This is a genomic window from Undibacterium sp. 5I1, from assembly GCF_034314085.1.
Taxonomy (GTDB): domain Bacteria; phylum Pseudomonadota; class Gammaproteobacteria; order Burkholderiales; family Burkholderiaceae_D; genus Undibacterium.
Window position 1 is genome coordinate 54,971 of the sequence record NZ_JAVIWI010000001.1, and the last position, 25,203, is coordinate 80,173.

Below are 25,203 nucleotides of genomic sequence, written 5' to 3' on the forward strand. Positions count from 1 at the left end.
TATGAACAGAACTTAGGATTGGGTAAATACGCTTGATTGTTGATTAAATTAGAGTACGACTTTCGGGTCAAGACCAGTTCGCCAAAAAATAGATAAATCTTTTTTAAAATAAATCGTCAACCACTTATAATTAATTTGCGTTAAGGGTACAGGTTCATGTGAATCGTAGATGTAGAAATTAGTAATTTTGATTTTAATTAACAACAACAGTTCTAATTACAGGGGTATAAAATGAAGAAACTCATCGCTGCTTTGGTTACTTGCTTATTCGCCGCATCCGCTTTCGCTGCTTCCCACACGGCTGCTCCTTCAGCATCTGCAATGGCATCTGCAATGGCATCTGCACCAGCCGCTTCTGCTGACGCTTCTGCGCCAAAAGCGAAAAAAATGAAAAAAATGAAAGCAAAAAAAGCTGATGCGTCCGCATCAGCAGCTGCACCAGCCGCATCTAAATAATTTGTAAGCTGTATTCGGGCAGAGCGGGTTACTCCCTCTGCTGCGGTTGGTAATTGTCTTTTTATGAGCCTCCTCTTTTTGCGAAGATGAGGCTTTTATTTTGACTTTTGACCTTATAATTTTATTGTTTTTCTTGCATTCTGCTCCTCTGTCATTTCAAGCGTACGCTTGCAAGGCGCCTGGCAGTCCATGAAGTATTGTTTGATTGCCGTCGGTGCGTGGCTACGTCCATACGGCAGAATGATTGAATACAGCTACAATAGCGCCTGCCCAGATATCTGCTGACCATCCTTCAGATATACCAATTCGGCGCTGCTGCTCCGCTTTACATCACCTCAAAGTACATTCAACTCATGTCCCACGGCCTTAACCAACCCCAACGCGATGCAGTCAACTATATGGACGGCCCTTGTCTGGTGCTGGCGGGTGCGGGATCGGGTAAGACACGGGTCATTACGCAAAAAATCGCCAACCTGATCGAAAAGCATGGCTATGATCCCAAGCACATTGCCGCGCTGACGTTTACGAATAAAGCCGCGCTAGAGATGCAGGAGCGCATTGCTAAGATTTTGCAGGAGCCTAAAAAAGCTAAGCAACTTACAGTGTCGACTTTTCACTCTCTTGGCGTCAAAATTTTACGGCAAGAGGCGCGGGCCTTAGGTTTGAAGGACCGGTTTTCGATCATGGATAGTGATGATTGCTTTTCTTTGGTGCAAGACTTAGCAATCACGACAGATAAGCAATTGATACGCCGTATCCAGACCGCAATGTCGCTCTGGAAAAATGGATTGATCGATCCCGAGCTGGCAATCCAGCAAGCTCAGGATGAGGATGAGGCCACCGCCGCCCGGATTTATCGCAGCTATGTAGCGACCTTGTCTGCTTACCAGGCGGTTGATTTTGATGATCTGATCCGCCTGCCTGTTGAGTTATTCCGTACCAACGAACAAGTACGCGATAAATGGCAGCGCCGTTTGCGCTATCTGCTGGTGGATGAGTATCAGGATACCAATACCTGTCAGTACGAACTGGTTAAATTACTCGTCACCGGTATAGGTAAAAAACCGATGTTCACTGCTGTGGGTGACGACGATCAGGCGATTTACGCCTGGCGCGGTGCAACGATAGAAAATTTGAAGACGCTGGGCATCGACTTCCCCGATTTAAAGCTGATCAAACTGGAGCAAAATTACCGCTCCAGTACCCGCATTTTGCAGGCAGCGAATTCTGTGATTGGCAATAATCCTAAATTATTTGATAAATCGCTCTGGTCAGAACACGGCCTCGGTGATCCGGTCAAAGTCTTGGGTATGCAAGATGATGAGCAAGAGGCGGATCAAGTCGCCATCATGATTTCTGCCCATCGCTTTGAGCGTCGCGCCAAATGGTCGGATTACGCCATTTTGTACCGTGGCAATCATCAGGCGCGCGTGATTGAGAAAGCGCTGCGTAAAGAGCGTATTCCTTACACGATCTCTGGCGGGCAAAGCTTTTTTGATAAAGCGGAGATCAAAGATATTATTTCTTATCTGCGTCTGATCGCTAACGAAGACGACGACCCGGCCTTCATCCGTGCGATCACCACGCCCAAACGCGGTGTCGGTCAGGCTACCTTAGAGGTGTTAGGCGCATTCGCCGGACAATGGCAATGCTCCTTATTTGAAGCCGTATTCAAAGGTGGGATAGAGGCCAAACTGACGGATCGCCAGCTCACGCCTTTACGTGATTTCTGTACCTTCATCAATCAGGTTGAAGCACATGCGCACCGCGAAACCCATGCCGGAACCTTGCTCGACGATTTGATGAAAGAGATCAATTATGAAGGCTATCTTTACGACAGTTTTGATGATCGTGCCGCGCAAGCCAAATGGCAAAATGTGCTCGATTTCACCAACTGGCTCAAAGAAAAAGGCAGCGGCGGCAAAGAAGGTACCGACGATCATCGCAGCTTGTTGGACTTAACCCAGATGGTCGCATTGATGACCATGATGGAAGGTAAGGATGAAGATCCCGATGCCGTCAGAATGTCCACCTTACATGCATCCAAGGGGCTGGAGTTTCCCCACGTGTTTTTGGTTGGAGTGGAAGAGGGCATCTTGCCGCATAAAGGCGACCCTGATGCGCCGGTAGAAACCATCGCCGCCCGTATCGAGGAAGAACGTCGTCTGATGTACGTCGGCATCACCCGCGCTCAGCGCAGTCTGCATATCACCTGGTGCAAAAAGCGCAAACGTGCTGGTGCGCCGGTGCATTGCGATGTCTCCCGCTTTATTAAAGAGATGAAATTAGACGAGGGTGATGCCGTGCCGACCGAGGCAGAAACGATCACGCCGCAAAATCGTCTGGCGAATTTGAAAGCCTTGTTAAGTCGTCCAAAAGAATAAAATTGAGAGATATTTAAGCCGATTTAAATATACTCCCCATTATTTTTATAGAAATAGCCTTATTGTCCAATGATTATATGGACAACTTAAATATACTAATAGGGAGTAATATAGTTTGAAGATTCGTTTAGCAGGCAAAGAATACCGTGCACACTTGAGGATTGATTTTATTTCCATCTGATGAAAACTATTTTGAAATGACGAATCAGACCGACGATAAGCTAGTTTCGGTTGACGGGCAAAGTACAGAGCAGCAAGCAGTACAAGGGGTGATTGAGCAAGCATTCATACCAATATCGCCGTCAAACCCGTCAAACTCAGCAAACGGCTTGCATCATTATTGCAAAACCGAGTTACAAGATTTCTGGCGATTTATTAAACGTCCTACCCGCCGTTTGCAACCATCATTAAATGCCGGAGGACGCTGGCAGAGGCTAGCTTTTTTTCTATTCCTGAGTGTGTTGTTCTACCTGATTTATATGGTCACGATAGGTTGGGCAATTGATGCGCTGACGAGTATCACCTCAGATTTAGATTTCTCTAATTTAAAATTATTTGCCTTTGCCGCATTGATCATAGCGCCCATTTTGGAGGAATTAATTTTCCGTCTTGGGCTTAGAAATGCGACCTACACCTTATTTTTCGGACCTATCTTAGTGACGATTTTTTCGGGCAGTTTTTTCGTCACGCTGGGATTGACGGCTGTGATCGTTTTAATGGCGTTGGTGTTTGAAATTCAAGAACGCTATCGAACTAGAAATGGAAAATCGGGGCATAATTTTTATCTAGGACGCCAGTTTATCCAGGCTTACCCTAAGGTATTTTGGCTATATGCATTTGCTTTTTCGTTCGTACATATTGCCAACCACAGCTTTGACGATGCCTCTGGGTTTCTGGTAGTTTTTGCTGTTATCCCACAATTGGTATTGGGTATTTTTCTTGGCTACTTACGCTTACGTGATGGCATTACCAGCGCGATGAGCCTGCATTTTTTGAACAATCTGCTGGCAGCTAGTCTGATTTTTATTTCGCCAGATTCTTAAGCGAAAATCTCAATCGACATCAGACTGAATGATCGCGATTAGTCTGCCTTATTGGTTTTCCTTGCTTCCCTTACTTTCCAATCCGCACGCGATATTGCATACGTAGCCGTGTCCATATCGTTCCAGCGCTCAATGCCGCGGTACTGCATGCCAAGTTTTTTCATGACATTGGCAGATCCGACATTATCCTGATCACAGATTGCAAACAGTGAGTCGCCGCCGATCTGATCAAAGGCAAATTCTGCCATCCGCTGCGCTGCCTCGGACGCAAAACCTTGGCCCCATTTATCTTGCCGCAGGCGCCAGCCAATTTCTAAAGGATTTGCGGGATCACGTCCCAAATACTGTATGCATCCAGCACCGATAAGCTCGTTAGTCTTCAGCTCAATAAAACTCCACCAGGAAAAGCCAAATTCGATCCAGCGTACTTTGATGCGTTCAATCATTGCGATTGTCTCTTCGCGGGTTTCGGGTTTGCCGGTGATATAGCGCATGACTTCCGGATCACTGTTCAGGCGGAAAAGACCATCAAGATGGTCATCATTTAAAGGTTCCAGGCGCAGACGTTGGGTAGTGAGTATGCTCATATTCAGTCGGATTAGATTAGGACTTGCGCAAAACTGCCCTTGCTGCGATGCAGTGCTTGTCATTCTAATTATCTCAGGCATGTTTGCTCCGAAAATAACATCTTGACGGAAATGTCACATGCATTAATATCATGATAAGCCCACCATATGATTGCTGTTTTATTTTTATGTAATTGTTGCCACCAATTTTAGTCAAACCGTGGAAATTTGTTGTTCTATAGCTTAATTCCTGCTTTGGTATATGATCAATTTCAGGCAAATAGTGACCGTAATTAGCTAGCTTTAGAGCTAGTCATTTATCTACCTATCCAGTACCCACCCCATAGCTATTGAATACTTCCAATACTAAACATTCATGAATCAAAGTCAGCCAAACAATAATGCCCGTCCTAACGCAGATCAGATTGATGATGGTAATCAACGTGTGCTGTTACTGTATCAAGCCTGTTTAGCAGAAATTGCAAAAAATGCACCGCTGGCTGAAACCCTTAGTCTGGTTACACATGGTATTGAAGAGCAATGCTCAGGATTGATTGCCACCGTTTTAGTGCTGACAGAGTATCATCAGCTTGGGATGGTGGTTGCACCCTCTCTGTCGCCAGCTTGCGTTGCTGCGATCAGCAAAATGACGGTTGGTATGGACCTACTAGGATGTCGCTGCAATGTGGTAAGTGCGCCTGATATTGAAACTCGAGCTGACGATCCATGTACATACACCAGCTTGTTCTGGAATAACTTACAAGTGTTGGCCGCGCAACACGAGTTGTTTGTCTCGTCAGCTTTACCTGTTGTTAACGGATCAGGTACCCTGATCGGGATGATTGCTTTGTTTGCAAAACATAGCGGCAGAATTTCTGTAGCCGATCATCACAGGATCTCTGGACTTAGTAGTTTAGTTGTCATCAGCATAGAGCGCCATCATGACCAACGCAGAACTATTGTAGCCAACGAGGCAATGAGACAGAGTGAAGCCAATATGAGCCGTATGGCATTGGCGATTGAGGGCAGTGCGACTGGCATCTGGGATCGCCATATTCAAACCGGAGAAATTCATTATTCGTCAGGCTGGAAAGCACTATTAGGCTACACCGAGTCAGAAATATCCAACCGGATTGAAGACAGCTATACCCGCGTTCATCCTGATGATCTGGCTTATGTGCAAGCAACGATCCGTGCTCATTTTGAAGGTAAGACCGATAGCTATGCAGTAGAACATCGCGTGCGCTGTAAAAACGGCAGCTATATCTGGGTTTCTAGCCGCGGTAAAATTGCGGTTCGTGATGCCGACGGTACCCCATTACGCATGATAGGTACCACTACCGATATCACAGCAATGCACCTGCTGTCAGACCGGCTGCAACACAGCGTTGATCTTGTCACCAATCTCACTAACGAAGTACCTGGATTGGCATATCAATATCAACAACTACCCAATGGCCCAGAACATTTTTCTTATGTCAGCGAAGGCATCAAGGATATTTATGAGTTGTCGCCAGCGCAAATCACGGATACAGTTGCGCTAGTCCATCAACTGATACATCCAGACGATTTTGGCGCTTATCGTGCTGCGATCGATGCATCTGCCAAAGACCTGCATCAGTTGCACTTAGAGTTTCGCGTTAATCTGCCGCAACAAGGGTTGCAGTGGCGTCAGATGGCGGCTCGTCCACGCCGCTTGCCTGACGGGGGCACCTTATGGCACGGTTTCATTACCGATGTCACCGAGCGTAAACGGCTAGAAATTGAGTTGCAGGCACTTGCCACTATCGATTTTTTAACTCAAATACCCAACCGTCGTTATTTTATGGGACGCATGGCAGAAGAGCTGGCGCGCGTTCAGCGCGCCGTTGGTAAACCATCGGCAGTGCTGATGTGCGACCTTGATCATTTTAAAAGTATCAATGACCGGCATGGGCACGCCGTCGGTGACCTTGTATTAAAACACTTCGCTAACATTTTGCGCGACGAACTACGCAAGAGCGACTCCGCAGGCAGAGTTGGTGGTGAGGAATTTGCCGTCGTCTTATCCGGTACCAGCATCTTAGATGCGAATGTGTTTGCCCAGCGCGTCCAAAAACAGTTGCATGACACTCCGGTCAACGCCAACAATCAAATAATTCCAATTACTGTTAGCATCGGTATTGCCATGATGTCTGCCAGTGACACCAGCCCAGATGCCTCGCTGTCCCGTAGCGACATGGCTCTGTACCTGGCCAAGGAAAGTGGCCGCAATAAGATTACGATTGCGGCAGACTAATTCGTTTTAGGCGATAAAAATATCGCTTTGTTAATGCATCTTCAAAGAAATTTAGCGGTCTATTAGAAAATCTGGGTTGAATATACTCCCCTACTTTTTTCTTAAAATAAGCCGGATGCCCAGACTTTGATTAGATAATTAAAACATATGGGTAGGGAGTAATTTTTTAATGCAGGCAGTTTGCAAGCATCCAGCTGCTACCGGTTAATTTTAAGCCCTGACATCCTTCAATTTTTCTATCCGGCGTTGTAATACAAAAATCGGTTGCGCCCACTCGGTGTCTTTTTTCTTTTTGCTGGTGATCAGCGTCAATTCTGATGGATCGTAGACGTCGGTGTTGTGTGTCAGCGGGGTGGTCATTAGATACTGTGCATCGGTGTTTTTCAGGAATTCACCGACTAGCTGAATATTGCGGATGTCCAGATGAGCAAATGGTTCGTCAATGAAGACAAAGCCGCCGGAACCATCTTCGGATTTCAGCAAACCGATTAGCAGGATCAGCGATTTCATCACTTGCTGACCACCAGACGCTTCGCCGTCATTCATACCGATCGGGCCTTTGCCGTCGAACTTAAATCGCACATGCAGGCCAGCTTGAGATAACTGGATGTCGTCATTCTCCAATTTGACCGGATCGGTATGGACTTCGATCCCTGCGAGTTCGCCCAACTGTTTGATGTTTTTGCTGTAAGTCTTAATCGTAAACCGCAACCGGTCCATGTAGGCAGCACGGGCATTAACGGTGGCTTCTGAGGCGCGGTTATTCTGGTAGCGACGTTCGTCAGTTTCTGCCTGTCGACCTTGCAGCAATGCGTTGAGCCGGACAAACTGATCCACTACTGTGGAGTCAATCTCCCAGTCTACACGCGCCAGATTATTGCCCAGACTACGCAAGCGTAATTCTATCTGGTGGACGTTTTCATGTTCTGCGACTAGCTGTTGTCTGTGCTTGGCGCGCTTCCAGTTGAGGGGTAATTGATGCCAGGTCTGGCGCATGCTGGTTAGCGTTTCAAAATGTCCTTTACGTTCATCTGCCAAGCGTTTTTCTGCACTACGTAATTGGGATTCTGCGTCGGCAATCGCGGCTTTAGCTTGTTCCCATTTCAGATGGGCGACGGTACGTTGTTCGGTCGCTGATTTAAGCAAAGGCGAAATCTCACCAAGGCGGCTACCGACGACGATCCTTTGCTGTCTGAGAGGTTGTATGTGATGGCTAGCCTCTTCAAATTCAGCGTGACGGGCGCTGAGTTCTTTTGCCGCATCGACACCGGCCAGGCGCGCTTTAAAGGCACTGATTTCGCCAGCAAGTTTGCTGATGGTAATCGTGAGCTGGTCCTCTTGCGATTGTAATCGTGGTAAAGAGCGTTGCAATGCCTCCAGCCTTTGTGTACGACCTGCACTGCCAAAACGATAGCGTGAAGCCTCGACAAACAGCGACCGACCACCACGACGTTCGCCGTGATAGGCGTCGGGTGTGATCCATTCTTGTGACTTGGATTTTGAGTCGGACTGTGATTTATTAAAACTAAGGCCGACCTCAACAGAGTCGACCATTTCAATACGTTGCAATTGCTCGATCAACCAGGCAGGGGCAGCGGCGGTGAAGTTGACTACCGATAGCAGACTTTTATCTTTGACCACCGGTGCGTGGATACGTTCTGGCACGATGAAGTGACCATAGCGTTGCTTCTCACCGACGCGATAGGCTGCGCTGGCATCACTGGCTTTATCCAGCAAAATGACCGAGGTGTAACCGCGCAAGACACCTTCGACCGCGCCTTGCCATTTGGGATCAGTCACTTCGACGATCTCCGGCAGCATACTGTGTGAAATGCCTGCATCGTTCAAAGCACGGCGCATATTGCGTACGTTCTCAGGATCGGGCAAGGTAGCTTTGCCTTGCAAGGCGGCGATGGTTTCCAGCTCGGCTGCGATGCGGTTAGACAGCGTGTCGCGCTCTTGTTTATTGCGTGATAGTTCGGCTTCTTTTTTCTCTAAATCGTCCGCAACGTTAGCGACGTCGGCATCTGCCTCTGCCGCAAGTTTTTGCAAGCGCGCTTTTTGCTCAAGCAGACTTTCTTGCGGCTTCAGCTTAGCGTTGATGTGTTGTAGTTTTTCGCGTAGCTGTGATTCTTCTGCTTCTAATGCTGCCTCGTGTTGCTGCGCTTCGGAGCGACTTTGTGCTTGCATTGCCAGGTTGCCACGGCGCTCTGACAAACCGTCTTCTTGCGTTTTTAATAGACGTTTTCCATTGCGCAGACTTTGACTGGTAGCAGACGCCTGTTGCAAGGCCTCGTGATATTGCAGCGTTGGCAAAATCTCTTCCTGCAAATCACGCTTTTCTTTATTCAGACTCTCCCACTGGTGATAATTGGCTACGCGCAGACGCAGACCTTCCAGATTGGTTTTTGCGCCTTCGAGTTCGGTCTCAAAGCGCTGTAATTCTGTTTCTGTATCTCGCTGGTGGCGCTTGGCATCGTCGTAGGCGTCCAGTACTTCTTTGTCACCAAATACCTGAAAAACCAAATCCAGCAATTGACGTGGTGCGTACTCACAGAGTTTGTCTGTCTCGCCTTGTTCCAGCGCGAGAACTTTGCCCATGGCGGTCGATAAGCCCGCATGGGACAGGCGTTTCCTGTAGCTTTCTACGCCCAGCCAATCATTGGCTTCCTGAATATCTTCGATCTCGACTTTGCCGCTGCGCATCAGGTATTGACGCTTCCAGTCGCCGCCATTTTTTTGGATCTGGCAAAACAGCGTGACCTCATCCTCGTACAGGCCGGACATGCGGAAAGGACGATTAGAAATCTGCGGCCCCACCGCGCTGTTATCCACTACCGCGCGTATCCAGGCAGTTTGCTGGCCAGAGTGACGGGCGTAATGTTTGTACGAGCGCCCCATTGAACATTCGAGCCCGAACAGGGTGCGCAATGCATCCAGCAGTGTGGTTTTGCCCGAGCCGTTTTGTCCGGCAATCGTGATGATTTTGGCGTCGAGCGGGATATTCTTGATACGTTGCCAGTAGTCCCAATGGACCAGTTCTAGTGATTTGATATGGAACATGTGGCTTATTCTTCTACGGAGGTATTGTTATCGATGACTGGCTCGTCAGGGTCTGCGCTGGTGGCTGCATCGTTAGCTGCACTGATTGGCGCCATGGGTTCAATCAGCGCAGGTGTGCGTACTGGAATTTTGAAGATGTCCGACAGCGCACCATTGATGATGCGGTCTTTTAACGTGTCGGTATCCATCATCAGATCGAGCAACGGACCTTCGACGATCAGATCGGCTTTACGCTCCACAAAACCATAACGTACAAGCTGGCCGAGATTCATATCCATACGGGTTTTTTTACCGAGCTTCTCGCCAAAGTCAGCTAATAGTGCACGGTAAGAAATACCGATGGAGGTATCTTCTGCGCGTGGCATAGGCTTATCTTTGCCGAACATATCGTTTTGATTTTCTTCGGCGAGTTGGTGTGCTTCTTGCCGTTCACGCTTAGGCAAAATAATCAGCGACCATAAGACAACTAGCAGCGCAACACCATCACGTGCCAGGCTAAAATTATTGTTCTGCCAGGTTTCTCTGGTGCCGAATACTTTGGATTCGCTATCACGGGTGAGTGCCAGCGTGACGTGATCGGCGTAGACGTTGTCGATAAACTTCATACCGCAGGCTTTTAACCGGGCATCCACATCGGCGCGAAATAATTCGTCCGAGAGGGCGCGCTTGACGAGCTTGTCTTCACGGCGCAGGGTTTGATGCGCGAGCAGGCGGGCGATCAGGAATTGTGCATCTTCTGTCATTCTTGCGTACTCGATTGGGTTGGAACTGGGATTGAAACTGGAGTCGATGCTGGAGCCGATGCTGGAGTCGACACGACTACTTTAGCGGATTGATTTACCGGACTTAATACCGTCAGGCTGGCGACTGACATTGCAGAAATAGACGGATCAGATACCCGCTGCATTTTGTCTTTGGAATTAAATTCCAGTGGTAGTCGCGCCAGGGCTGCGGTTGCGCCTTGCAATGCAGATTCGTTCACATCACCCAGCAGCGGTAATAGCGATGCACGATACGAGGCGATGGCAAAACTCGACGGCAGTAATAAATCCTGTAGCGGCACCGGTTTAGTAGCTTGCTGGTGTTCGGTGTTGCTTAGTTGGCTAAGTTGGCTTATTTGACTTAGGCGGTCTAAGCGATCCAGCCAATGATCAAGTTCCAGCAGCGCATCGCTGGCTTCATTGGCGATCTCTGGCGCATTCTCGCCAGTGGGCAAAATGTTAGCAACCGCGGACAGGCGATTGGTCAGTAATTCGCTCTCTGCTACGTCTATGATTTCTGATGGCGTAATAAACAGCGGCGTCATCGGGTATGCCAAGGCATCATCCGCCAGCGAGGCCAGATCAGGGTATTGCAACAACCAGGTTTTAATATCGGTAGTGGACAGACCAGATTGTCCGAGGTGCACGCGCTGACGTTCGATCTGGTTGAGCGCACGTGAAAACATACCTTGCATATTTAGCAGCGCGCTCTGGGCACGCCCGATCGCTTGCGCCGCTCTGTGCGTTGCCGAGTCGGCCCGGCTGTCGTTGGTGATCGCATGAATGATCTGCGAGCCCTTTTCTACCCAATCGCATGCGGTATGCCATTTCTGTTGCGCGGTACGGAGCTGGAATTCTGAGCCTGATGCAATCGCATCAGAAAATTCTTCCGTCAGTTCGATCAGGCGACCCAGCAGATGATGCAACTGCTCAACCGACACGCCACCGACCGCTTGTGCGCCTGCAACTTGGGTCAGCATGTAGCTCATCTCGGCTTCGTCACCTTGTTGCTCAGCCTGATTCTCAGCTTGTAATAAGGACGACAAGGCCGCCAGTACATTACGAGCGGTTGGTGTGATTCTATACACCGACTGAGCTGCATCCCAGGCCAACAGTCCATGAGAGCGCAAACGCGTGAGGATGGTTTCTAAGCGGTCAGGGTCAATATAGCCCAGCTTGGCATTGATATCGGCACGCGACAGCGACGGCGTGTCGACATCGGCAGCGAGTTCGCGCAACACCAGCAAACGCAACATGACATTGTTAAAGCCGCCATGGAATAAGGCAGTAAAAGCCTGTAGCAGCGGCTGCGCACGTCGCAAAGGGAAAATAGGAGATACGTCATCGGGGCTGATGCCCGGCCGAAAAAACGACTGAAGCGCGTCGTCATCTTCGCTAATCTGTTCAGTTGCTTTATGTGTATCGTGGGTAAAATTTTGCATGCCGCATTTTACCTTCTCGCGTGACAATTTAGTATTGTTAAGAAGTTATGTATTGAATAGTATCGTTATCCGAAAGAGCCTGGCTCTTTGCCGGGATTCGAGAATTTTATGGAAATATCATGGATATATACTGGTTAGTAGTATATTTTATTGTCCATGTATTAATTGGGGATTAAGTGGTATTTGACTACATACTCCCAAAAAAAGTAGTTTTACTTGAATTTTAAAAAACCTCTTAATCATCGCAGATCAAATTTTCTCACCATCAGCCACTTGCTTATCAGCCCAATCGGGCAATATAGATTGCAGCTTAGTGCCGTAAAAAACGCATTGTTCCACCGGAAAATCCGGCTTGAATGCGGCTTGCAATGAAATGTAAGAAAATAGCCCGTCGTCCGACCAATCATCAATATCGCAAGCTCATTGCAAATTCATCGCAAACCGACTGCAAATTCGACCTCAAAAAGGAAAAATCATGACTTTATATTCATCGCCTGCAACCAGCGTCGCTACTTTGGGTGGCGGCTGTTTTTGGTGTACAGAGGCCGTATTCCAGCAAATCCGCGGCGTGTTAAAGGTGGAATCTGGCTATAGCGGCGGCGCCAACCCCAATCCGACTTATGAGCAAATTTGTACCGGACGCACCGGTCATGCAGAAGTTGTCAGGTTGAGTTTTGATCCTGCGGTCATCAGTTATCGTGAGTTGCTGGAGATTTTTTTCACGATTCATGATCCGACGACATTAAACCGTCAGGGTAATGATGCAGGTACCCAATATCGCTCAGTGATTTACTTCCATGACGATGAGCAAAAAGTCATTGCACAGGACGTTATTAAAGGGATGAAAGCCGTTTGGGACGATCCTATCGTCACTGAGTTGACTGCCGCGCCGACGTTTTATCTGGCGGAGGCTTATCACCAGAATTACTTTAAGCAGCACCCCGAGCAAGGCTATTGCTCGTTTGTGGTAGCGCCTAAAGTGGCGAAGGCGCGCAAGCTTTTTTCTAGCAAGCTTATAGGTTAAGTTTATTGAATAAGCTCGACAAACCCTAGTATTCACACTTCACTATTACCGGTAGTGTCCTTAGCCTCATGTTCTGCATGAGGTTTTTTTTCGCCGCTGAGTCAGTGTGCTTTCGGATGCTAGCGGGATTTTTTATTTTTCTTTTGCTCATGCTGCTCGATATAGTCTTTTCTGACCAGAGACTTAAATTGTTTTGGCAGCCACGGCCGTGCAGCCAGCATAAAACTGATGCGGTGTTTTTCTTCAAACGGCAGCTTGGCATCTTCCTGATGCTGCTCTGAGAATTCACGGGCGACTTGTTTCAAGCGATTGAGCAGCGCAGCGACTGATTGCTTGGAGAGCATCACGTTCACCAGGCGCATGATTTCATGCTCGCCATCAAAATTGGATTCCAGATATTCCGCATAAGCTTGATCGCGGAAATTACTTTGGATAGGGCCATTCGGTATCCAGCGGAAAGTACGTGCAACCAGTAACTTTACCCGGTTATTTGGTAGCAATTCTAAAAACCCAATTTTATCCAGACGCAACAAATGTTTGACCACTTCAATTTCTGAAATGTCATAAATGCGTGTCATTTGCTCTACCGTCAGCAAATTCAGCGCCGATACCGCGACGATAAATTTTTTTGGATCGCTGATGATTTCTTTTTCCTGATCGAAGGTCAGTTCTGAGATTAAGGGTTCTTCATTCGATGCCAGCGCCAGATCGCGCAGGCTGATCTCGGTCGCTTGCAGGATTTCATCCAACCGTTGCAGCGTAAAGTTCTTTTGGGCAAACATCCGCTTGACGCTGGCCTCTGATATGTCAATCCGGGCTGCCAGATCGGCGTAAGTGATACTTCTGGCCTCCAGTTCGCGTTTTAAGGCATCAATTAACAGGCTGGCTTTGAGCATAAAATTCTCAACAATGTAAAAGAGTATTAAAAAATGATACACCAAGCGACCCCAGCCGCAACTCTTTGTTTATGTATTGATCACTTTCTTTGTTGACTTGATAATCCACTCCGTCGCTTAAATAGAGCTATGTATTTAGATACTGTTTATGGCGATCATTTCGTAAGAAACAGAGTCAGTCAGTATCTGTAGCGATTATAGAGAATTCAAGGGGGAAACAACATGGGATTAGAAACGATCATTTTTGGCGGCGGCTGCTTTTGGTGTACTGAGGCCGTATTTCAGCAAATTCGCGGGATTAAGAATGTTGAGCCTGGTTATGCCGGCGGACACGTCGATTTTCCTACATATGAAGATATTTGCGAAGGCGATACGGGGCATGCCGAAGTAGTGCGTCTGACGTTTGATACTGATGTAGTGAGCTTGCATGCTCTGCTAGAGATTTTTTTCACTATCCATGACCCTACCAGCATCAACCGCCAGGGCAGCGATGTGGGTAGTCAATACCGTTCAGTAATTTATTGTGAATCTGAACATCAAATGAAACTGGCGGCACAAGCTGTGATTGATGTTGCACCTAACTGGAATGCGCCCATCGTCACTGAAGTAGCGATGGCACCTGTGTTTTATCCGGCAGAAGACTATCATCATAATTATTTTAAGATGAACAAACACCAGCGCTATTGCACGATAGTGGTAGCGCCAAAAGTAGATAAAGCACGCAAATTTTTCTCAGGCAAACTGGTTGCTTGATTGAGCTTGAATGAGTTGCTTTACTCTAATCAATGTCAGGGCTGCAAGCGGCTAATCGCCCATGTCCCATCTGCATGTTTGGTATAAACAATCCGATCATGCAGACGCGAGCTGCGACCTTGCCAGAACTCTAGTCGCTCCGGCTGCAAGCGATAACCACCCCAATGCTCGGGGCGCGGCGGTTGTTCACCAGCTTGTTCCACGACTTCTGCCATGCGGGTTTCCAGCAACTTCCGGCTATCTACTTCTGCACTTTGTTGTGACGCAATCGCGCCGTGGCGACTTCCCAAAGGGCGGCTATGAAAATAGCGATCACTTTCTTCTGCTGACATCTTTTCTACTCTGCCTTCGATTCTGACCTGTCTCTCCAAGACGACCCAATGGAAGAGTAAGGCGGCATAAGGATTGACATCCAGATCATGTCCTTTCTTGCTCGCATAATTGGTAAACCAGCAAAAGCCACGTTGATCAAATTCTTTAACTAAAACGATACGGGAGGAAGGACGACCCTGGGCATTGACGGTTGCCAGACTCATCGCGTTCGGTTCTGCCACATCGGCGTTTAATGCCTGCTCAAACCAGACCGAAAATTGCTGTATCGGGTCGCTGGCGACTTCTGATTTGGACAAACTGGCATGCTGATAATCTTTACGTAAATGAGCGATAGACATGTTGATTCCTTGAATAATATGGATGCTAAGCAGAACATCATCGGTAAAAAATTATCCTCTATTTAGCGCCAAGTCGCTTGCGCTGTATCAAACAAACCGGATTGTTCTAAAGCATCTTGTAAAATGGCGAGATATCTATTTTGAGTAAATCCCCATGCAAGAACAGTTAGAAGTTGATTTTGAACGTCGTTTTGGCGGTATCGCCCGCCTATATGGCAGCGCGGGACTAGAGCGCTTTAAACAAGCGCATATTTGTGTGATTGGTGTCGGTGGTGTGGGTTCCTGGGTGGTGGAGGCGCTAGCGCGTAGTGCGATCGGCCAGATCACGATGATCGATCTGGACAATGTGGCCGAGTCCAATATCAATCGGCAAATACAAGCAACCAGCGAGACCATTGGTAAAGCCAAAGTCACCGCGCTGGCGGAGCGGATTGCACAAATCAATCCATTTTGTACTGTCCATGAAATCGAAGATTTCATCGCGCCTGATAATTTGACGCAGATGATAGGCGCTCATCAGTTTGACTATGTGATCGATGCGATTGATAACGTCAAAGCAAAAACTGCGCTGATCGCTTATTGCCGCGAGCATGCTGTACCGCTGATCACGATTGGCGCCGCGGGCGGGCAGACTGATCCGGGCAAAATTGAAATACGGGATTTATCCCGCACCGAGCAAGAACCTTTGCTGGCATTGGTGCGCAAACGCTTGCGCCAAAATCACGGTTTTCCACGCGGAGCAAAAAGTAAATTTGGGATTGATGCGGTGTTCTCGATGGAGGCATTGAGCATGCCCGAGACGGTAGAAGCGTGCGAGGTCGGGGATACGTTAGCTGGCAATCCGGGCACGAACAGTGTCGCTGCTGTTACTGGATTAAACTGCGCTGGCTTTGGGTCTTCTATCGTCGTGACTGCGTCGTTTGGTTTGATGGCAGTGGCGCATGTACTGCGCAAATTGGCTGGATTAGGTTAAGAAATTATCACATTGGATATGGGGTTTTTAGAATTTCTCCGGCGTGAATTTTTTAGGTATATTTAATATACTCCCCTTATTTTTATTGAAAATTGACAAATTGTCCAAGGAATATATGGACGCTTGAAATATACATGGTGGGAGTATTTATTTCTTCCCGCGCTGCGTTAGGAGATTTCTGGCATCCAATTCTGCGTAATTTCCTGCATAATTCTCCACTTGATCTCTTCCGCTAGTCGCTCGACCATGTAGGAATTTCGATCATAAATTTGAGATCGGCGGAAGGCACAAACCAGCGTTTGTGCCCTTTGCAAACGAAAGCGACTATCCGTCTGCGCCATCTGCTCAATCTGCCATTAGGCAGAAATTGCATTACGACTTACCAAACACCTCATTCAATTGCTGCGTCACACGGATAAAGGTCGTGCGTTTGGTCAGCTCCTTAAGCTTATGCGCACCGACATAAGTACAGGCTGAACGCACACCGCCAAGAATATCCAACAAGCTGGCATCAACCGGACCACGATACGGGATCAGCACTTCTTTACCTTCCGACGCGCGGTATTTGGCAACGCCGCCAGCATATTTGTCCATCGCGGCTTTGCTGCTCATACCGTAGAAACGTTTGTATTGCTGACCATCGCGCTCCACCAGATCGCCAGCGCATTCATCATGCCCTGCCAGCATGCCGCCCAGCATAATAAAATCTGCCCCGGCACCAAATGCTTTCGCCAGATCGCCCGGTACAACGCAACCTCCGTCAGCACAAATTTGTCCGCCCAAACCATGTGCTGCATCTGCGCATTCAATTACAGCAGACAGTTGCGGGTAACCTACGCCCGTCATCTTACGCGTGGTGCAAACCGAGCCTGGACCGATTCCCACTTTGACGATATCTGCGCCAGCAAGTATCAATTCTTCGGTGATGTCGCCAGTCACGACATTACCCGCCATGATGGTGATATGAGGATATGCATCCCGGACTTTTTTGACGAAGTGGATAAAGCCTTCCGTATAGCCATTGGCAACGTCGATGCAGACGTATTCAATTGCATTTTTTGCACGCGTCATGACTGCTATGAATTTTTCGAAATCAGATTGCGTGATCCCCATCGAATAAAACGCAGTCGATTTCTTTTCTAAACCAGTGAAATAGGTCACCAAAGTGTCTTCATCATAATGCTTATGTAAGGCAACAGAAAGCTGATGCTGTCCTAGTGCAGTCGCCATTTCTAAGGTGCCAGTGGAATCCATATTGGCAGCAATGATAGGAATGCCCTGATACTTTTTGCGGGAATGATGGAATATAAATTCGCGTTGCAATTCAACTTGCGAGCGGGAAGTGAGGGTAGAGCGTTTAGGACGGATCAATACGTCTTTAAAATCGAGCTTGAGGGTTTCTTCAATATGCATTACGACTCCTGTGTCCGGTTGGCAGGCGCACGAAAACAGTCATTTCAACATTAAAATGACCGTAGAAAGTTTCGAGCCGTGCTTGAGTATAGTAAGTATTTGGCCGATTACCGATTTAATTTCGATATAGGCGGTATCAGCGATGACATATACCAAGAACCGGATTGGGAAAATGCGTTAATCCACGATGTAGGTCAGTTTTGCGTAAGTCTTAAGAGTGTATTAATAGCTATTTAGTGACAGACTCCAACACCTTTGTCGGTAAAGCCGCTGCCATCTACAGGGATAAATTCCCACTCATAGTTTTTGTCGTGGAGCGTTAGTTTGAGTACGCCTGCGGTCGAATTGTCACGCACTTCTGTGATCACTTTTGGGAAGAACATCGGCGTCAATTTTGCTCCGCCGGTGCCGACTACAAAACTACGTATGCCGTTTTTTTGATCGATTAATCCATCTGCATTCAACGGTGCAAAGCGCTCGTAGTCATGGTCGTGGCCTGCCAGAACGATATCTGCTTTTGCTTCTGCCAATAATTTCCATGCGGCCTGCATGACTGCATTATTGCCATGTCCACCAGAGCTAAATGCAGGGTGATGCCAAAAGGCTAGCGTGCAATGAGTTTGATGTTTATTGCTGAGCTCATCTTTCAGCCAATGCAATTGTACTTGCATTTGTACGCCTTCAATATTGCTGTTGAGCGAAATGATCTGCCACTGACCAACTTTGGTGCTGTAATAGCCGCGCTTCTCAGGGCCGGCAAGTTCACCAAAATAATTGTAATAGCCTTGCGCTGCTGGCATATCGTAATCATGATTGCCGGGAGAGGGGAGGGTGCGTGCTTTAAATTTGCCCCAGGTAGGTTCGTAGCACTTATTAAATTCTTCCGGATTACCGACTGGATAAGTATTGTCACCCAACGTAATTGCAATGGCTTTGCTGTCCGCGGCTAAGCCCGCTTCGATGATGTTTGCAGTTTTGGCAGCCATGGTGTCAGCTGCTGCTTTTTTTCTGCAATCGGCGATGTCGCCAGCCGCAAATACGGTGACTGTCAAAGCAGATGCTGGAGCTGTCGTTTTTGCTTTAGAAGTCCTGTTCTTGGACGGTAATGATTTTGGTTGTTGTGGGTTCTCAGCATTAGAAACATCGTCCTTTTGCACAACGTCGGTATAGCGAGCTGCATTTGTTGAAGTTGGAGCGCTGATAAAAGTGAGTAATAAAATCGCTGTGGAGAAAAATACAAATCGTGACATGTAGATCAATCTGAATAAATGAGATGACATTGATGACGTCAGCAAAAACCGCGCCAGCTGCGTTACAGCTTTAGTTGTACCAAAAGTATGGCCTTAGTGACTGCGCCTTGCTGCGACAATTTTGTATAAGTTCTATTTTTATAGCGTGTCGTTGGTTTGGCTTATTCGTCCGGAGCAGCATTTTACCCGTTTACCGTCGCTTGGTTTTTGTGTCCCGCAGTGTTGTTGCGATATTTAAATAAATCAGCCGGTCGATTAATCAGAGTTTGGCGTGCCGCAAGCGTAATGCATTTCCAATCACCGAAACCGAGCTCAGGCTCATCGCCGCGCTGGCGATCATAGGACTGAGCAAGATGCCAAACCAGGGGTAGAGCACTCCTGCTGCGATGGGTACGCCGATAAAATTATAGGCAAATGCAAAGAACAGGTTTTGCCGGATATTTTTCATCGTGTGCTGACTCAGGCTACGTGCTTTAAAAATGCCGACTAAATCTCCTTTGACTAGCACTACTTTTGCGCTATTCATCGCGATATCGGTGCCGTTACCCATGGCAATGCCCACATCGGCCTGCGCTAATGCTGGCGCATCGTTAATGCCGTCCCCCGCCATTGCAACAATTCGTCCTTCGCCTTGAAGTTGTTTGATGAATCGAAACTTATCTTCTGGCAGGACATCTGCATGGACTTCGGCCAGGCCGAGTTGCGATGCGACTGCTTTGGCGGTCAACGCGTTATCACCGCTCAGAACGATGATGCGAAGTCCAGATTCTTTTAACTGCTGAATTGCTTGCAAGCTCGTTGATTTGATGCTGTCTGCAACACTGATTGCGCCCGCTAGCACATCATCTAGCGACAGCAGCATCACGGTATGACCCAGACCTTGAAGTTCCGCAATGCGCTTATCGAGTTCTAGCGTTTGTATCTGGTGATCTCGCATCAGTTGCTGATTACCGAACAGAACACGTTTTCCTTCCCATTGTGCGCTGACACCTTTGCCTGTGATGGCTGCAAACTCACTAATCGTCGCTGCTTTTACTTGATGCTGTTTCGCGTAGCTGAGAATGGCATGCGCCAGAGGATGCTCACTTTGCTGCTCGATCGCGCAAGCGATCTCGATCAAACTTTGCTCTTTCACGCCATTGGTGGCGACAATTTGTTGCAATGTCGGCTTGCCTTCAGTCAGCGTCCCTGTCTTATCAATGACGAGGGTATCGATTTTCTCCATTTGCTCAAGCGCTTGGGCGTCTTTGATCAGAATGCCGTCAGTTGCGCCACGTCCAATCCCTACCGTGATCGAGATCGGGGTTGCGAGGCCGAGAGCGCAGGGACATGCGACGATCAGTACCGACACTGCGGCCATTAAGGCATTTGCCATGGCTGGCGCAGGCCCAAGCCATGCCCATACGATAAATGCGATGACTGCAATCCCGATCACGCCGGGTACAAACCAGCCTGATACTTTATCTGCCAGACTCTGGATCGGCGCACGCGATCGTCCTGCTTCATTCACCAGCTGGATAATTTTTGAAAGTAAGGTGTCATGTCCAATGCGCTCCACACGGATGCTGAAGCTACCTTGTTGATTAATCGTACCTGCGCTAACGTGATCATTGATTTGTTTGGTGACCGGAAGCGGTTCGCCAGTAATCATCGATTCATCGACATTTGAGCGACCGTCGACGACGACACCATCTACCGGCACGTGTGCGCCCGGCTTTACCCGTAATAGATCTTTTAACTGAACCTGATCGATGCTGATTTCAGTTTCTTTGCTTTCTGCATCAAGCCGGAAGGCTGTTGCGGGTGTCAGCGCCAATAAGGACTTTAAGGCAGCATTGGTGCGTGAGCGTGCGCGTAGTTCTAATACCTGCCCCAACAATACCAAGGTAATAATGACTCCTGCAGCCTCAAAATATAAAGGTGCCATGCCATCCATCAAAAAAGCCGCAGGTAATATTTGTGGCAATAGCAAAGCCACGACGCTAAATAAATAGGCGGTGGCAGTTCCTATACCAATCAGACTAAACATGTTCAGATGGCCGGATTTAAAAGAAGCAACGGCTCGTTCAAAAAAGGGTTTTCCCGACCATAGAACGACGGGTGTCGCCAGTCCAAATTGTAGCCAGCTAAATAAACGCATTCCTAATCGCTCGTGCAATTGCAGCGCAGGCAGCATGTCGCCCATACTGAGCAATAGTAGGGGAATGCTGAGTGCGACACTGATTTTGAAGCGGCGCGTCATGTCATCGAGCTCAGTCGTATCTTCCTCAGCGCTGGCTTCCATTGGCTCTAACGCCATACCGCATTTGGGACAAGTTCCTGGGCCGACTTGTTGTATTTCTAAATGCATGGGACAGGTATAAATCGCATCTTTGGCTACAGGTTTTTTGGATGCATCCTCGGTCTTTGGCGTCAGATATTTTTGTGGATCTTTGCTAAATTTGTTCAGGCAGCCAGCGCAACAGAAATAATATGTTTGATCCTGATATCGATAATGATGTTGACTGTCTTCCTTAACACTCATTTTGCAGACGGGATCAGTGTGTTGAGTGACTGAATTCTGACTCGTGCTCGACTCATCAGAATTCCCGCCACAGCAGGCGGTAGCCGAATTTGCAGTGGAAACGGTCTGCGTCGATTTTAAGCTACCTCCGATGAGTTTTTTTGCTTTCACAAATCCGTCTGGATTGGCATTGAATTTACTGATGCAAGATTGACTACAAAAATAGTAGGCAATACCTTGATATCGAGCCATTTTTTCTGGATTTTTGCGAACTTGCATACCGCACACCGGATCGATATAGTTCTTTTCGTTGCTCTCAACAGGAGTCGATTTTTGCTGCGCGGTAGTTTCTGTTACGCCGCAACATGATTCGCCCTGCAGATCATCAGTTTTTTGTGAGGTTTGATTCATCGCAACTACTCCAGGCTATTTCAACGTATCTATTTCAATTGGTCTGTTTCAATCTATCATAGACGCCGTACCCAACTACGTAGTCAAGCACTTTATGGAACATACTTCAGCTAGCTTTTGCACCATAGGACGTTTGGCGCGTGCCGCTGGAGTGGGAGTAGAGACCATACGCTATTACCAACGTCGCCAACTGTTGCCTATCCCACATAGCAATAGTTCGGGCGGTTTTCGTGCCTATCCCGTGGCCTTGGTGGATCGCATCCGCTTTATTAAACGGGCGCAGGAATTAGGTTTTACTCTGGATGAAATCAGTCATTTATTGCTGCTAGAAGACGGCGATGACAGGGTAGCGATACGCGATGTTGCGAATGAAAGATTACTGCAAGTACGTGCAAAACTAGCGGATCTGCAAAAAATGGAACACATGCTGTCGGGCTTAATTCAACAATGTGAGGCGAGTGCAGACGCCGCTAATTGTCCGATTATTCATGCTCTAGCGCACTCAAAACCTCACTGCTAGAAATCCATACCACTTGCTCTGCTCTGAGCGGTCACTGGCCACGTGGCGTCCGTACACATCGTCAATACATTAGATATTTAAAAATCGTATATAAATCATGGGTTTATCGAAATTCTTGTGGTTGGCATATTTCGTGCTGAAAGAACATTATTCTTTCCAAGGAGTACACCATGAATCCCGATTCGACCTCGCGCCCCGTAGTTAGCTTACAGCGATTTTTTGAATTGACAGCGACCATTTTGCTGGGATTTGTCTTATCTTTATTGATGACATTTTTCTTGCTCGGCAACGGCAAGATTGAACGACTCAGTTCTTATTCTCCTTGCCATTTACTACATGTCAGCGCATCGCTTCAGTGGTGTGACAGTGCTGAATGGACTGCGGAAATTTGCGCTGATGTACAAGAAACCAGCGGCTTCCTGCTCACTAAATTTCTATCAGCATTGGCTATTTGTACGCATGCAGAGCATCGCATTCCATTTTTTAGTTTGGGCGATGACACTCAGTTTGCCGTGTCCGGTGGGATTCAATTAGTGTCCGCTCATTTGTTCGCGGACACTCCGCGGACACAGCGCACAGTCAATCGAAAAAAGCTAATTCTCAATAAATCAATGACTTAGATCTGGCACGAATACTGCAATACATTAATTAAACACTCACATTACAAAAAATAAAATGATCCGCGATACTTCTGCTCAAGATTCTGTCATTGCTTCTACGCCGATCTGGCGCAGTAAAAAAGTCTATTTGATCTTGGCAATCGCAGCCGCGATCCTGATTGCGACTGTTGTATTGCTTAGCGCTTGGACTGGTAGTTCTCAGTCGGTCAGTGCATCCCGGCTGAGTATCGCGACCGTAACACGCGGCAAACTGGTTAGAGACGCTGCGGTTAACGGGCGCATGGTTGCCGCGAATAGTCCTACGTTATATGCCACAGCACCTAGCACCGTCACGCTGAAAGTCAAAGCAGGCGATAAAGTCAGTAAGGGTGATGTCGTTGCAGAACTGGAGTCACCAGACCTGAGCAATGAGCTTAAACGTGAACAGGCCAATTATGAACAGTTAGAAGCCGAAGTCGCCCGTCAGCACATCCTCGCACGCAAGCAAAAATTATTAGCCAGACGTGATGCCGATCAGGCCGAGATTGATCGGGTCTCGGCTGAGCGCACTTATCAACGGATTGAAAATGCGGGGCAATTGGGTGTCGTGGCAAAGATCGATTTTTTAAAAGCCCAGGACGCGATGAAGTCTGCACAAATCCGCGCCAAGCATGCAGAGCAGGCGACAGGTTTAGAAAATGAGGATGTTGATCTGGTGCTGAAAACTAAGAACAGCCAGTTACTGCAACAGCGTTTAGTCCGTGATAACGCACAACGTCGTGTGGACGATCTCAGATTGCGTGCGCCAGTTGATGGCATCGTTGGTACTTTGTCTGTGGCGAATCGTAGTGTAGTCGCTGCGAATACGCCGCTGATGACTTTAGTCGATCTGTCACAACTGGAGGTTGAATTAGAAATTCCAGAAACCTATGTCGCTGATTTAGGTCTTGGTATGAATGTAGAGATCACCATCAATGGCATCAATGCGATTGGTAAGTTATCTGCACTATCTCCTGAGGTCGTCAAAAACCAAGTGCTTGCCCGGGTACGTTTTAACGGTCAGCAACCCGCAGGATTACGACAAAGCCAACGCGTCTCTGCCCGCCTATTGATTGAGGAAAAGCCGAATGTCTTAATCGTCCCCCGTGGCCCTTTTGTCGAGAGTGAAGGCGGTCGCTTTGCCTACGTTGTCGAAGCTGGTGTCGCTACCCGGAAGCCGATCAAAATAGGCGCAACCAGTGTCACTTCAGTGGAGATTTTAGAGGGGTTAAAAACAGGTGATAAGGTCGTTATCGCCGGAACCGACACTTTCCAAAATGCGCAACGTGTCACGATCAACAATTAGATTGTCTACTCATGACCAGCTCAATATCAATATCAGTTCAATATTAAATCAGCATCAATTTTTAAGCCTAGCCTGCCGTCATCAGATATCAACCATTAGTTAATTACATCGAGAGTACAACTATGTTACGCATGAATAATCTCAGCAAAGTGTATCGCACCCACATGATAGAAACACATGCATTACGTGGTTTTGAAATCCATGTCAAAGAGGGCGAATTTGTGACTGTCACTGGTCCATCCGGCTCAGGTAAGACGACGTTTTTGAATATCGCGGGTTTGCTGGAAGAATTCTCCGATGGCGATTATTTTTTGGATGGAGTCAATGTTAAGGGCATGAATGACAATGACCGTTCGCGCTTACGGAATGAGAAGTTAGGATTTATCTTTCAAGGCTTCAATCTGATCCCTGATCTAAGTTTGTTTGATAACGTCGATGTCCCACTGCGTTACCGTGGTTTTAATGCGGCTGAACGTAAGCGCCGGATTGAAGAGGCGCTCACACAAGTTGGTCTGGCCTCCCGTATGAAACATTATCCAGCTGAGCTTTCTGGCGGTCAGCAACAACGGGTTGCAATTGCCCGTGCTCTGGCTGGCTCCCCCAAATTACTGTTAGCTGATGAACCGACCGGTAATCTGGATACCCATATGGCACGCAGTGTGATGGAGTTGCTGGAAGAAATTAACGCACGCGGTACAACCATACTGATGGTGACTCATGACCCTGAACTGGCAGTTAGAGCGCAGCGCAATGTACATATTATTGATGGCCAGGTATCCGATCTGATACGTCAATCGCCATCGCTGTATCAGACTGAATCAGAGTCCGCCAGTAACTCAATCGCTGCCTAGG

At 47.7% G+C, this 25,203-nt stretch carries 20 protein-coding genes; 11 read left to right on the forward strand and 9 right to left on the reverse strand.

Annotated features, from left to right (window positions below; translation table 11 throughout):
* Positions 1-231 precede the first annotated feature (231 nt).
* From RGU72_RS00245 to RGU72_RS00255, 3 genes are all read left to right on the forward strand, one after another.
* Positions 232-456, forward strand: coding sequence for a hypothetical protein (locus tag RGU72_RS00245; RefSeq protein ID WP_322117822.1), 225 nt, complete (start codon positions 232-234; stop codon positions 454-456).
* A gap of 353 nt (positions 457-809) precedes the next feature.
* Positions 810-2,840, forward strand: a complete 2,031-nt coding sequence (locus tag RGU72_RS00250) for a UvrD-helicase domain-containing protein (protein WP_322117823.1) — start codon at positions 810-812, stop codon at positions 2,838-2,840.
* A gap of 197 nt (positions 2,841-3,037) precedes the next feature.
* Complete coding sequence (locus tag RGU72_RS00255) at positions 3,038-3,883, forward strand: type II CAAX prenyl endopeptidase Rce1 family protein (RefSeq protein WP_322117824.1); 846 nt, start codon at positions 3,038-3,040, stop codon at positions 3,881-3,883.
* 38 nt (positions 3,884-3,921) lie between these two features.
* On the opposite strand, the gene RGU72_RS00260 is transcribed toward RGU72_RS00255, so the two are convergent.
* On the reverse strand, positions 3,922-4,470 hold the full coding sequence (locus RGU72_RS00260) for a GNAT family N-acetyltransferase (RefSeq protein ID WP_322117825.1): 549 nt from the start codon (positions 4,468-4,470) through the stop codon (positions 3,922-3,924).
* 355 nt (positions 4,471-4,825) lie between these two features.
* On the opposite strand from RGU72_RS00260, the gene RGU72_RS00265 reads away from it, so the two are divergent.
* On the forward strand, positions 4,826-6,727 hold the full coding sequence (locus RGU72_RS00265; protein ID WP_322117826.1) for a diguanylate cyclase: 1,902 nt from the start codon (positions 4,826-4,828) through the stop codon (positions 6,725-6,727).
* A 210-nt stretch (positions 6,728-6,937) separates the two neighbouring features.
* On the opposite strand, the gene RGU72_RS00270 is transcribed toward RGU72_RS00265, so the two are convergent.
* Genes RGU72_RS00270 through RGU72_RS00280 form a run of 3 tightly spaced genes read right to left on the reverse strand, consistent with a single transcriptional unit; the run spans position 6,938 to position 11,993 of the window.
* Positions 6,938-9,790 carry an ATP-binding protein gene (locus RGU72_RS00270; RefSeq protein WP_322117827.1) on the reverse strand — a complete coding sequence of 951 codons (2,853 nt, stop codon included), beginning with the start codon at positions 9,788-9,790 and terminating at the stop codon, positions 6,938-6,940.
* Positions 9,791-9,795: 5 nt separating this feature from the next.
* Positions 9,796-10,533: a hypothetical protein gene (locus RGU72_RS00275; RefSeq protein ID WP_322117828.1), complete on the reverse strand. Its 738-nt coding sequence runs from the start codon at positions 10,531-10,533 to the stop codon at positions 9,796-9,798.
* Positions 10,530-11,993 (reverse strand): hypothetical protein, encoded by a 1,464-nt coding sequence (locus RGU72_RS00280; RefSeq protein WP_322117829.1) that lies wholly within the window; start codon positions 11,991-11,993, stop codon positions 10,530-10,532. Before RGU72_RS00280 ends, RGU72_RS00275 begins: the two co-directional genes overlap by 4 nt.
* Before the next feature lie 475 nt (positions 11,994-12,468).
* Here RGU72_RS00280 and msrA (RGU72_RS00285) point away from each other — a divergent pair, with 475 nt between their 5' ends.
* Positions 12,469-13,017, forward strand: a complete 549-nt coding sequence (gene msrA / locus RGU72_RS00285; protein ID WP_322117830.1) for a peptide-methionine (S)-S-oxide reductase MsrA — start codon at positions 12,469-12,471, stop codon at positions 13,015-13,017.
* A 119-nt stretch (positions 13,018-13,136) separates the two neighbouring features.
* Here msrA (RGU72_RS00285) and RGU72_RS00290 read toward each other — a convergent pair whose 3' ends face one another.
* Positions 13,137-13,913 carry a helix-turn-helix transcriptional regulator gene (locus RGU72_RS00290; RefSeq protein ID WP_322117831.1) on the reverse strand — a complete coding sequence of 259 codons (777 nt, stop codon included), beginning with the start codon at positions 13,911-13,913 and terminating at the stop codon, positions 13,137-13,139.
* A gap of 222 nt (positions 13,914-14,135) precedes the next feature.
* On the opposite strand from RGU72_RS00290, the gene msrA (RGU72_RS00295) reads away from it, so the two are divergent.
* On the forward strand, positions 14,136-14,666 hold the full coding sequence (gene msrA / locus RGU72_RS00295) for a peptide-methionine (S)-S-oxide reductase MsrA (RefSeq protein WP_322117832.1): 531 nt from the start codon (positions 14,136-14,138) through the stop codon (positions 14,664-14,666).
* A 35-nt stretch (positions 14,667-14,701) separates the two neighbouring features.
* Here msrA (RGU72_RS00295) and pdxH read toward each other — a convergent pair whose 3' ends face one another.
* Entirely contained in the window at positions 14,702-15,337 is a 636-nt protein-coding gene (gene pdxH / locus RGU72_RS00300) for a pyridoxamine 5'-phosphate oxidase (RefSeq protein WP_322117833.1), read from the reverse strand.
* A gap of 154 nt (positions 15,338-15,491) precedes the next feature.
* On the opposite strand from pdxH, the gene tcdA reads away from it, so the two are divergent.
* On the forward strand, positions 15,492-16,310 hold the full coding sequence (tcdA, locus tag RGU72_RS00305) for a tRNA cyclic N6-threonylcarbamoyladenosine(37) synthase TcdA (protein WP_322117834.1): 819 nt from the start codon (positions 15,492-15,494) through the stop codon (positions 16,308-16,310).
* 372 nt (positions 16,311-16,682) lie between these two features.
* On the opposite strand, the gene RGU72_RS00310 is transcribed toward tcdA, so the two are convergent.
* From RGU72_RS00310 to RGU72_RS00320, 3 genes are all read right to left on the reverse strand, one after another.
* Positions 16,683-17,723, reverse strand: coding sequence for a GMP reductase (locus RGU72_RS00310; protein WP_322117835.1), 1,041 nt, complete (start codon positions 17,721-17,723; stop codon positions 16,683-16,685).
* 233 nt (positions 17,724-17,956) lie between these two features.
* Entirely contained in the window at positions 17,957-18,973 is a 1,017-nt protein-coding gene (locus RGU72_RS00315; protein ID WP_322117836.1) for a metallophosphoesterase family protein, read from the reverse strand.
* Positions 18,974-19,232: 259 nt separating this feature from the next.
* On the reverse strand, positions 19,233-21,887 hold the full coding sequence (locus tag RGU72_RS00320; RefSeq protein ID WP_322117837.1) for a heavy metal translocating P-type ATPase: 2,655 nt from the start codon (positions 21,885-21,887) through the stop codon (positions 19,233-19,235).
* A gap of 94 nt (positions 21,888-21,981) precedes the next feature.
* On the opposite strand from RGU72_RS00320, the gene RGU72_RS00325 reads away from it, so the two are divergent.
* The 4 genes from RGU72_RS00325 to RGU72_RS00340 all read left to right on the forward strand — a co-directional run bounded on the left by RGU72_RS00325 (position 21,982) and on the right by RGU72_RS00340 (position 25,202).
* Positions 21,982-22,407, forward strand: coding sequence for a MerR family transcriptional regulator (locus RGU72_RS00325; protein WP_322117838.1), 426 nt, complete (start codon positions 21,982-21,984; stop codon positions 22,405-22,407).
* Between the two features lie 170 nt (positions 22,408-22,577).
* Positions 22,578-23,027: a hypothetical protein gene (locus tag RGU72_RS00330; protein ID WP_322117839.1), complete on the forward strand. Its 450-nt coding sequence runs from the start codon at positions 22,578-22,580 to the stop codon at positions 23,025-23,027.
* Positions 23,028-23,082: 55 nt separating this feature from the next.
* A complete protein-coding gene (locus RGU72_RS00335; protein ID WP_322117840.1) occupies positions 23,083-24,351 on the forward strand; it encodes an efflux RND transporter periplasmic adaptor subunit in 1,269 nt (422 codons plus the stop codon).
* Positions 24,352-24,473: 122 nt separating this feature from the next.
* Entirely contained in the window at positions 24,474-25,202 is a 729-nt protein-coding gene (locus RGU72_RS00340) for an ABC transporter ATP-binding protein (RefSeq protein ID WP_322117841.1), read from the forward strand.
* Position 25,203 lies beyond the last annotated feature (1 nt).

What these genes read in the sequence shown, in the direction of transcription:
- RGU72_RS00325 (WP_322117838.1), top strand. Translation starts at nt 21,982, where the DNA reads ATGGAACATACTTCAGCTAGCTTTTGCACCATAGGACGTTTGGCGCGT.
- pdxH (WP_322117833.1), bottom strand. Translation starts at nt 15,337, where the DNA reads ATGTCTATCGCTCATTTACGTAAAGATTATCAGCATGCCAGTTTGTCC.
- RGU72_RS00245 (WP_322117822.1), top strand. Translation starts at nt 232, where the DNA reads ATGAAGAAACTCATCGCTGCTTTGGTTACTTGCTTATTCGCCGCATCC.
- RGU72_RS00265 (WP_322117826.1), top strand. Translation starts at nt 4,826, where the DNA reads ATGAATCAAAGTCAGCCAAACAATAATGCCCGTCCTAACGCAGATCAG.
- msrA (WP_322117832.1), top strand. Translation starts at nt 14,136, where the DNA reads ATGGGATTAGAAACGATCATTTTTGGCGGCGGCTGCTTTTGGTGTACT.
- RGU72_RS00320 (WP_322117837.1), bottom strand. Translation starts at nt 21,887, where the DNA reads ATGAATCAAACCTCACAAAAAACTGATGATCTGCAGGGCGAATCATGT.
- RGU72_RS00340 (WP_322117841.1), top strand. Translation starts at nt 24,474, where the DNA reads ATGTTACGCATGAATAATCTCAGCAAAGTGTATCGCACCCACATGATA.
- RGU72_RS00290 (WP_322117831.1), bottom strand. Translation starts at nt 13,913, where the DNA reads ATGCTCAAAGCCAGCCTGTTAATTGATGCCTTAAAACGCGAACTGGAG.
- RGU72_RS00280 (WP_322117829.1), bottom strand. Translation starts at nt 11,993, where the DNA reads ATGCAAAATTTTACCCACGATACACATAAAGCAACTGAACAGATTAGC.
- msrA (WP_322117830.1), top strand. Translation starts at nt 12,469, where the DNA reads ATGACTTTATATTCATCGCCTGCAACCAGCGTCGCTACTTTGGGTGGC.
- RGU72_RS00260 (WP_322117825.1), bottom strand. Translation starts at nt 4,470, where the DNA reads ATGAGCATACTCACTACCCAACGTCTGCGCCTGGAACCTTTAAATGAT.
- RGU72_RS00315 (WP_322117836.1), bottom strand. Translation starts at nt 18,973, where the DNA reads ATGTCACGATTTGTATTTTTCTCCACAGCGATTTTATTACTCACTTTT.
- RGU72_RS00270 (WP_322117827.1), bottom strand. Translation starts at nt 9,790, where the DNA reads ATGTTCCATATCAAATCACTAGAACTGGTCCATTGGGACTACTGGCAA.
- RGU72_RS00310 (WP_322117835.1), bottom strand. Translation starts at nt 17,723, where the DNA reads ATGCATATTGAAGAAACCCTCAAGCTCGATTTTAAAGACGTATTGATC.
- tcdA (WP_322117834.1), top strand. Translation starts at nt 15,492, where the DNA reads ATGCAAGAACAGTTAGAAGTTGATTTTGAACGTCGTTTTGGCGGTATC.
- RGU72_RS00255 (WP_322117824.1), top strand. Translation starts at nt 3,038, where the DNA reads ATGACGAATCAGACCGACGATAAGCTAGTTTCGGTTGACGGGCAAAGT.
- RGU72_RS00330 (WP_322117839.1), top strand. Translation starts at nt 22,578, where the DNA reads ATGAATCCCGATTCGACCTCGCGCCCCGTAGTTAGCTTACAGCGATTT.
- RGU72_RS00275 (WP_322117828.1), bottom strand. Translation starts at nt 10,533, where the DNA reads ATGACAGAAGATGCACAATTCCTGATCGCCCGCCTGCTCGCGCATCAA.
- RGU72_RS00335 (WP_322117840.1), top strand. Translation starts at nt 23,083, where the DNA reads ATGATCCGCGATACTTCTGCTCAAGATTCTGTCATTGCTTCTACGCCG.
- RGU72_RS00250 (WP_322117823.1), top strand. Translation starts at nt 810, where the DNA reads ATGTCCCACGGCCTTAACCAACCCCAACGCGATGCAGTCAACTATATG.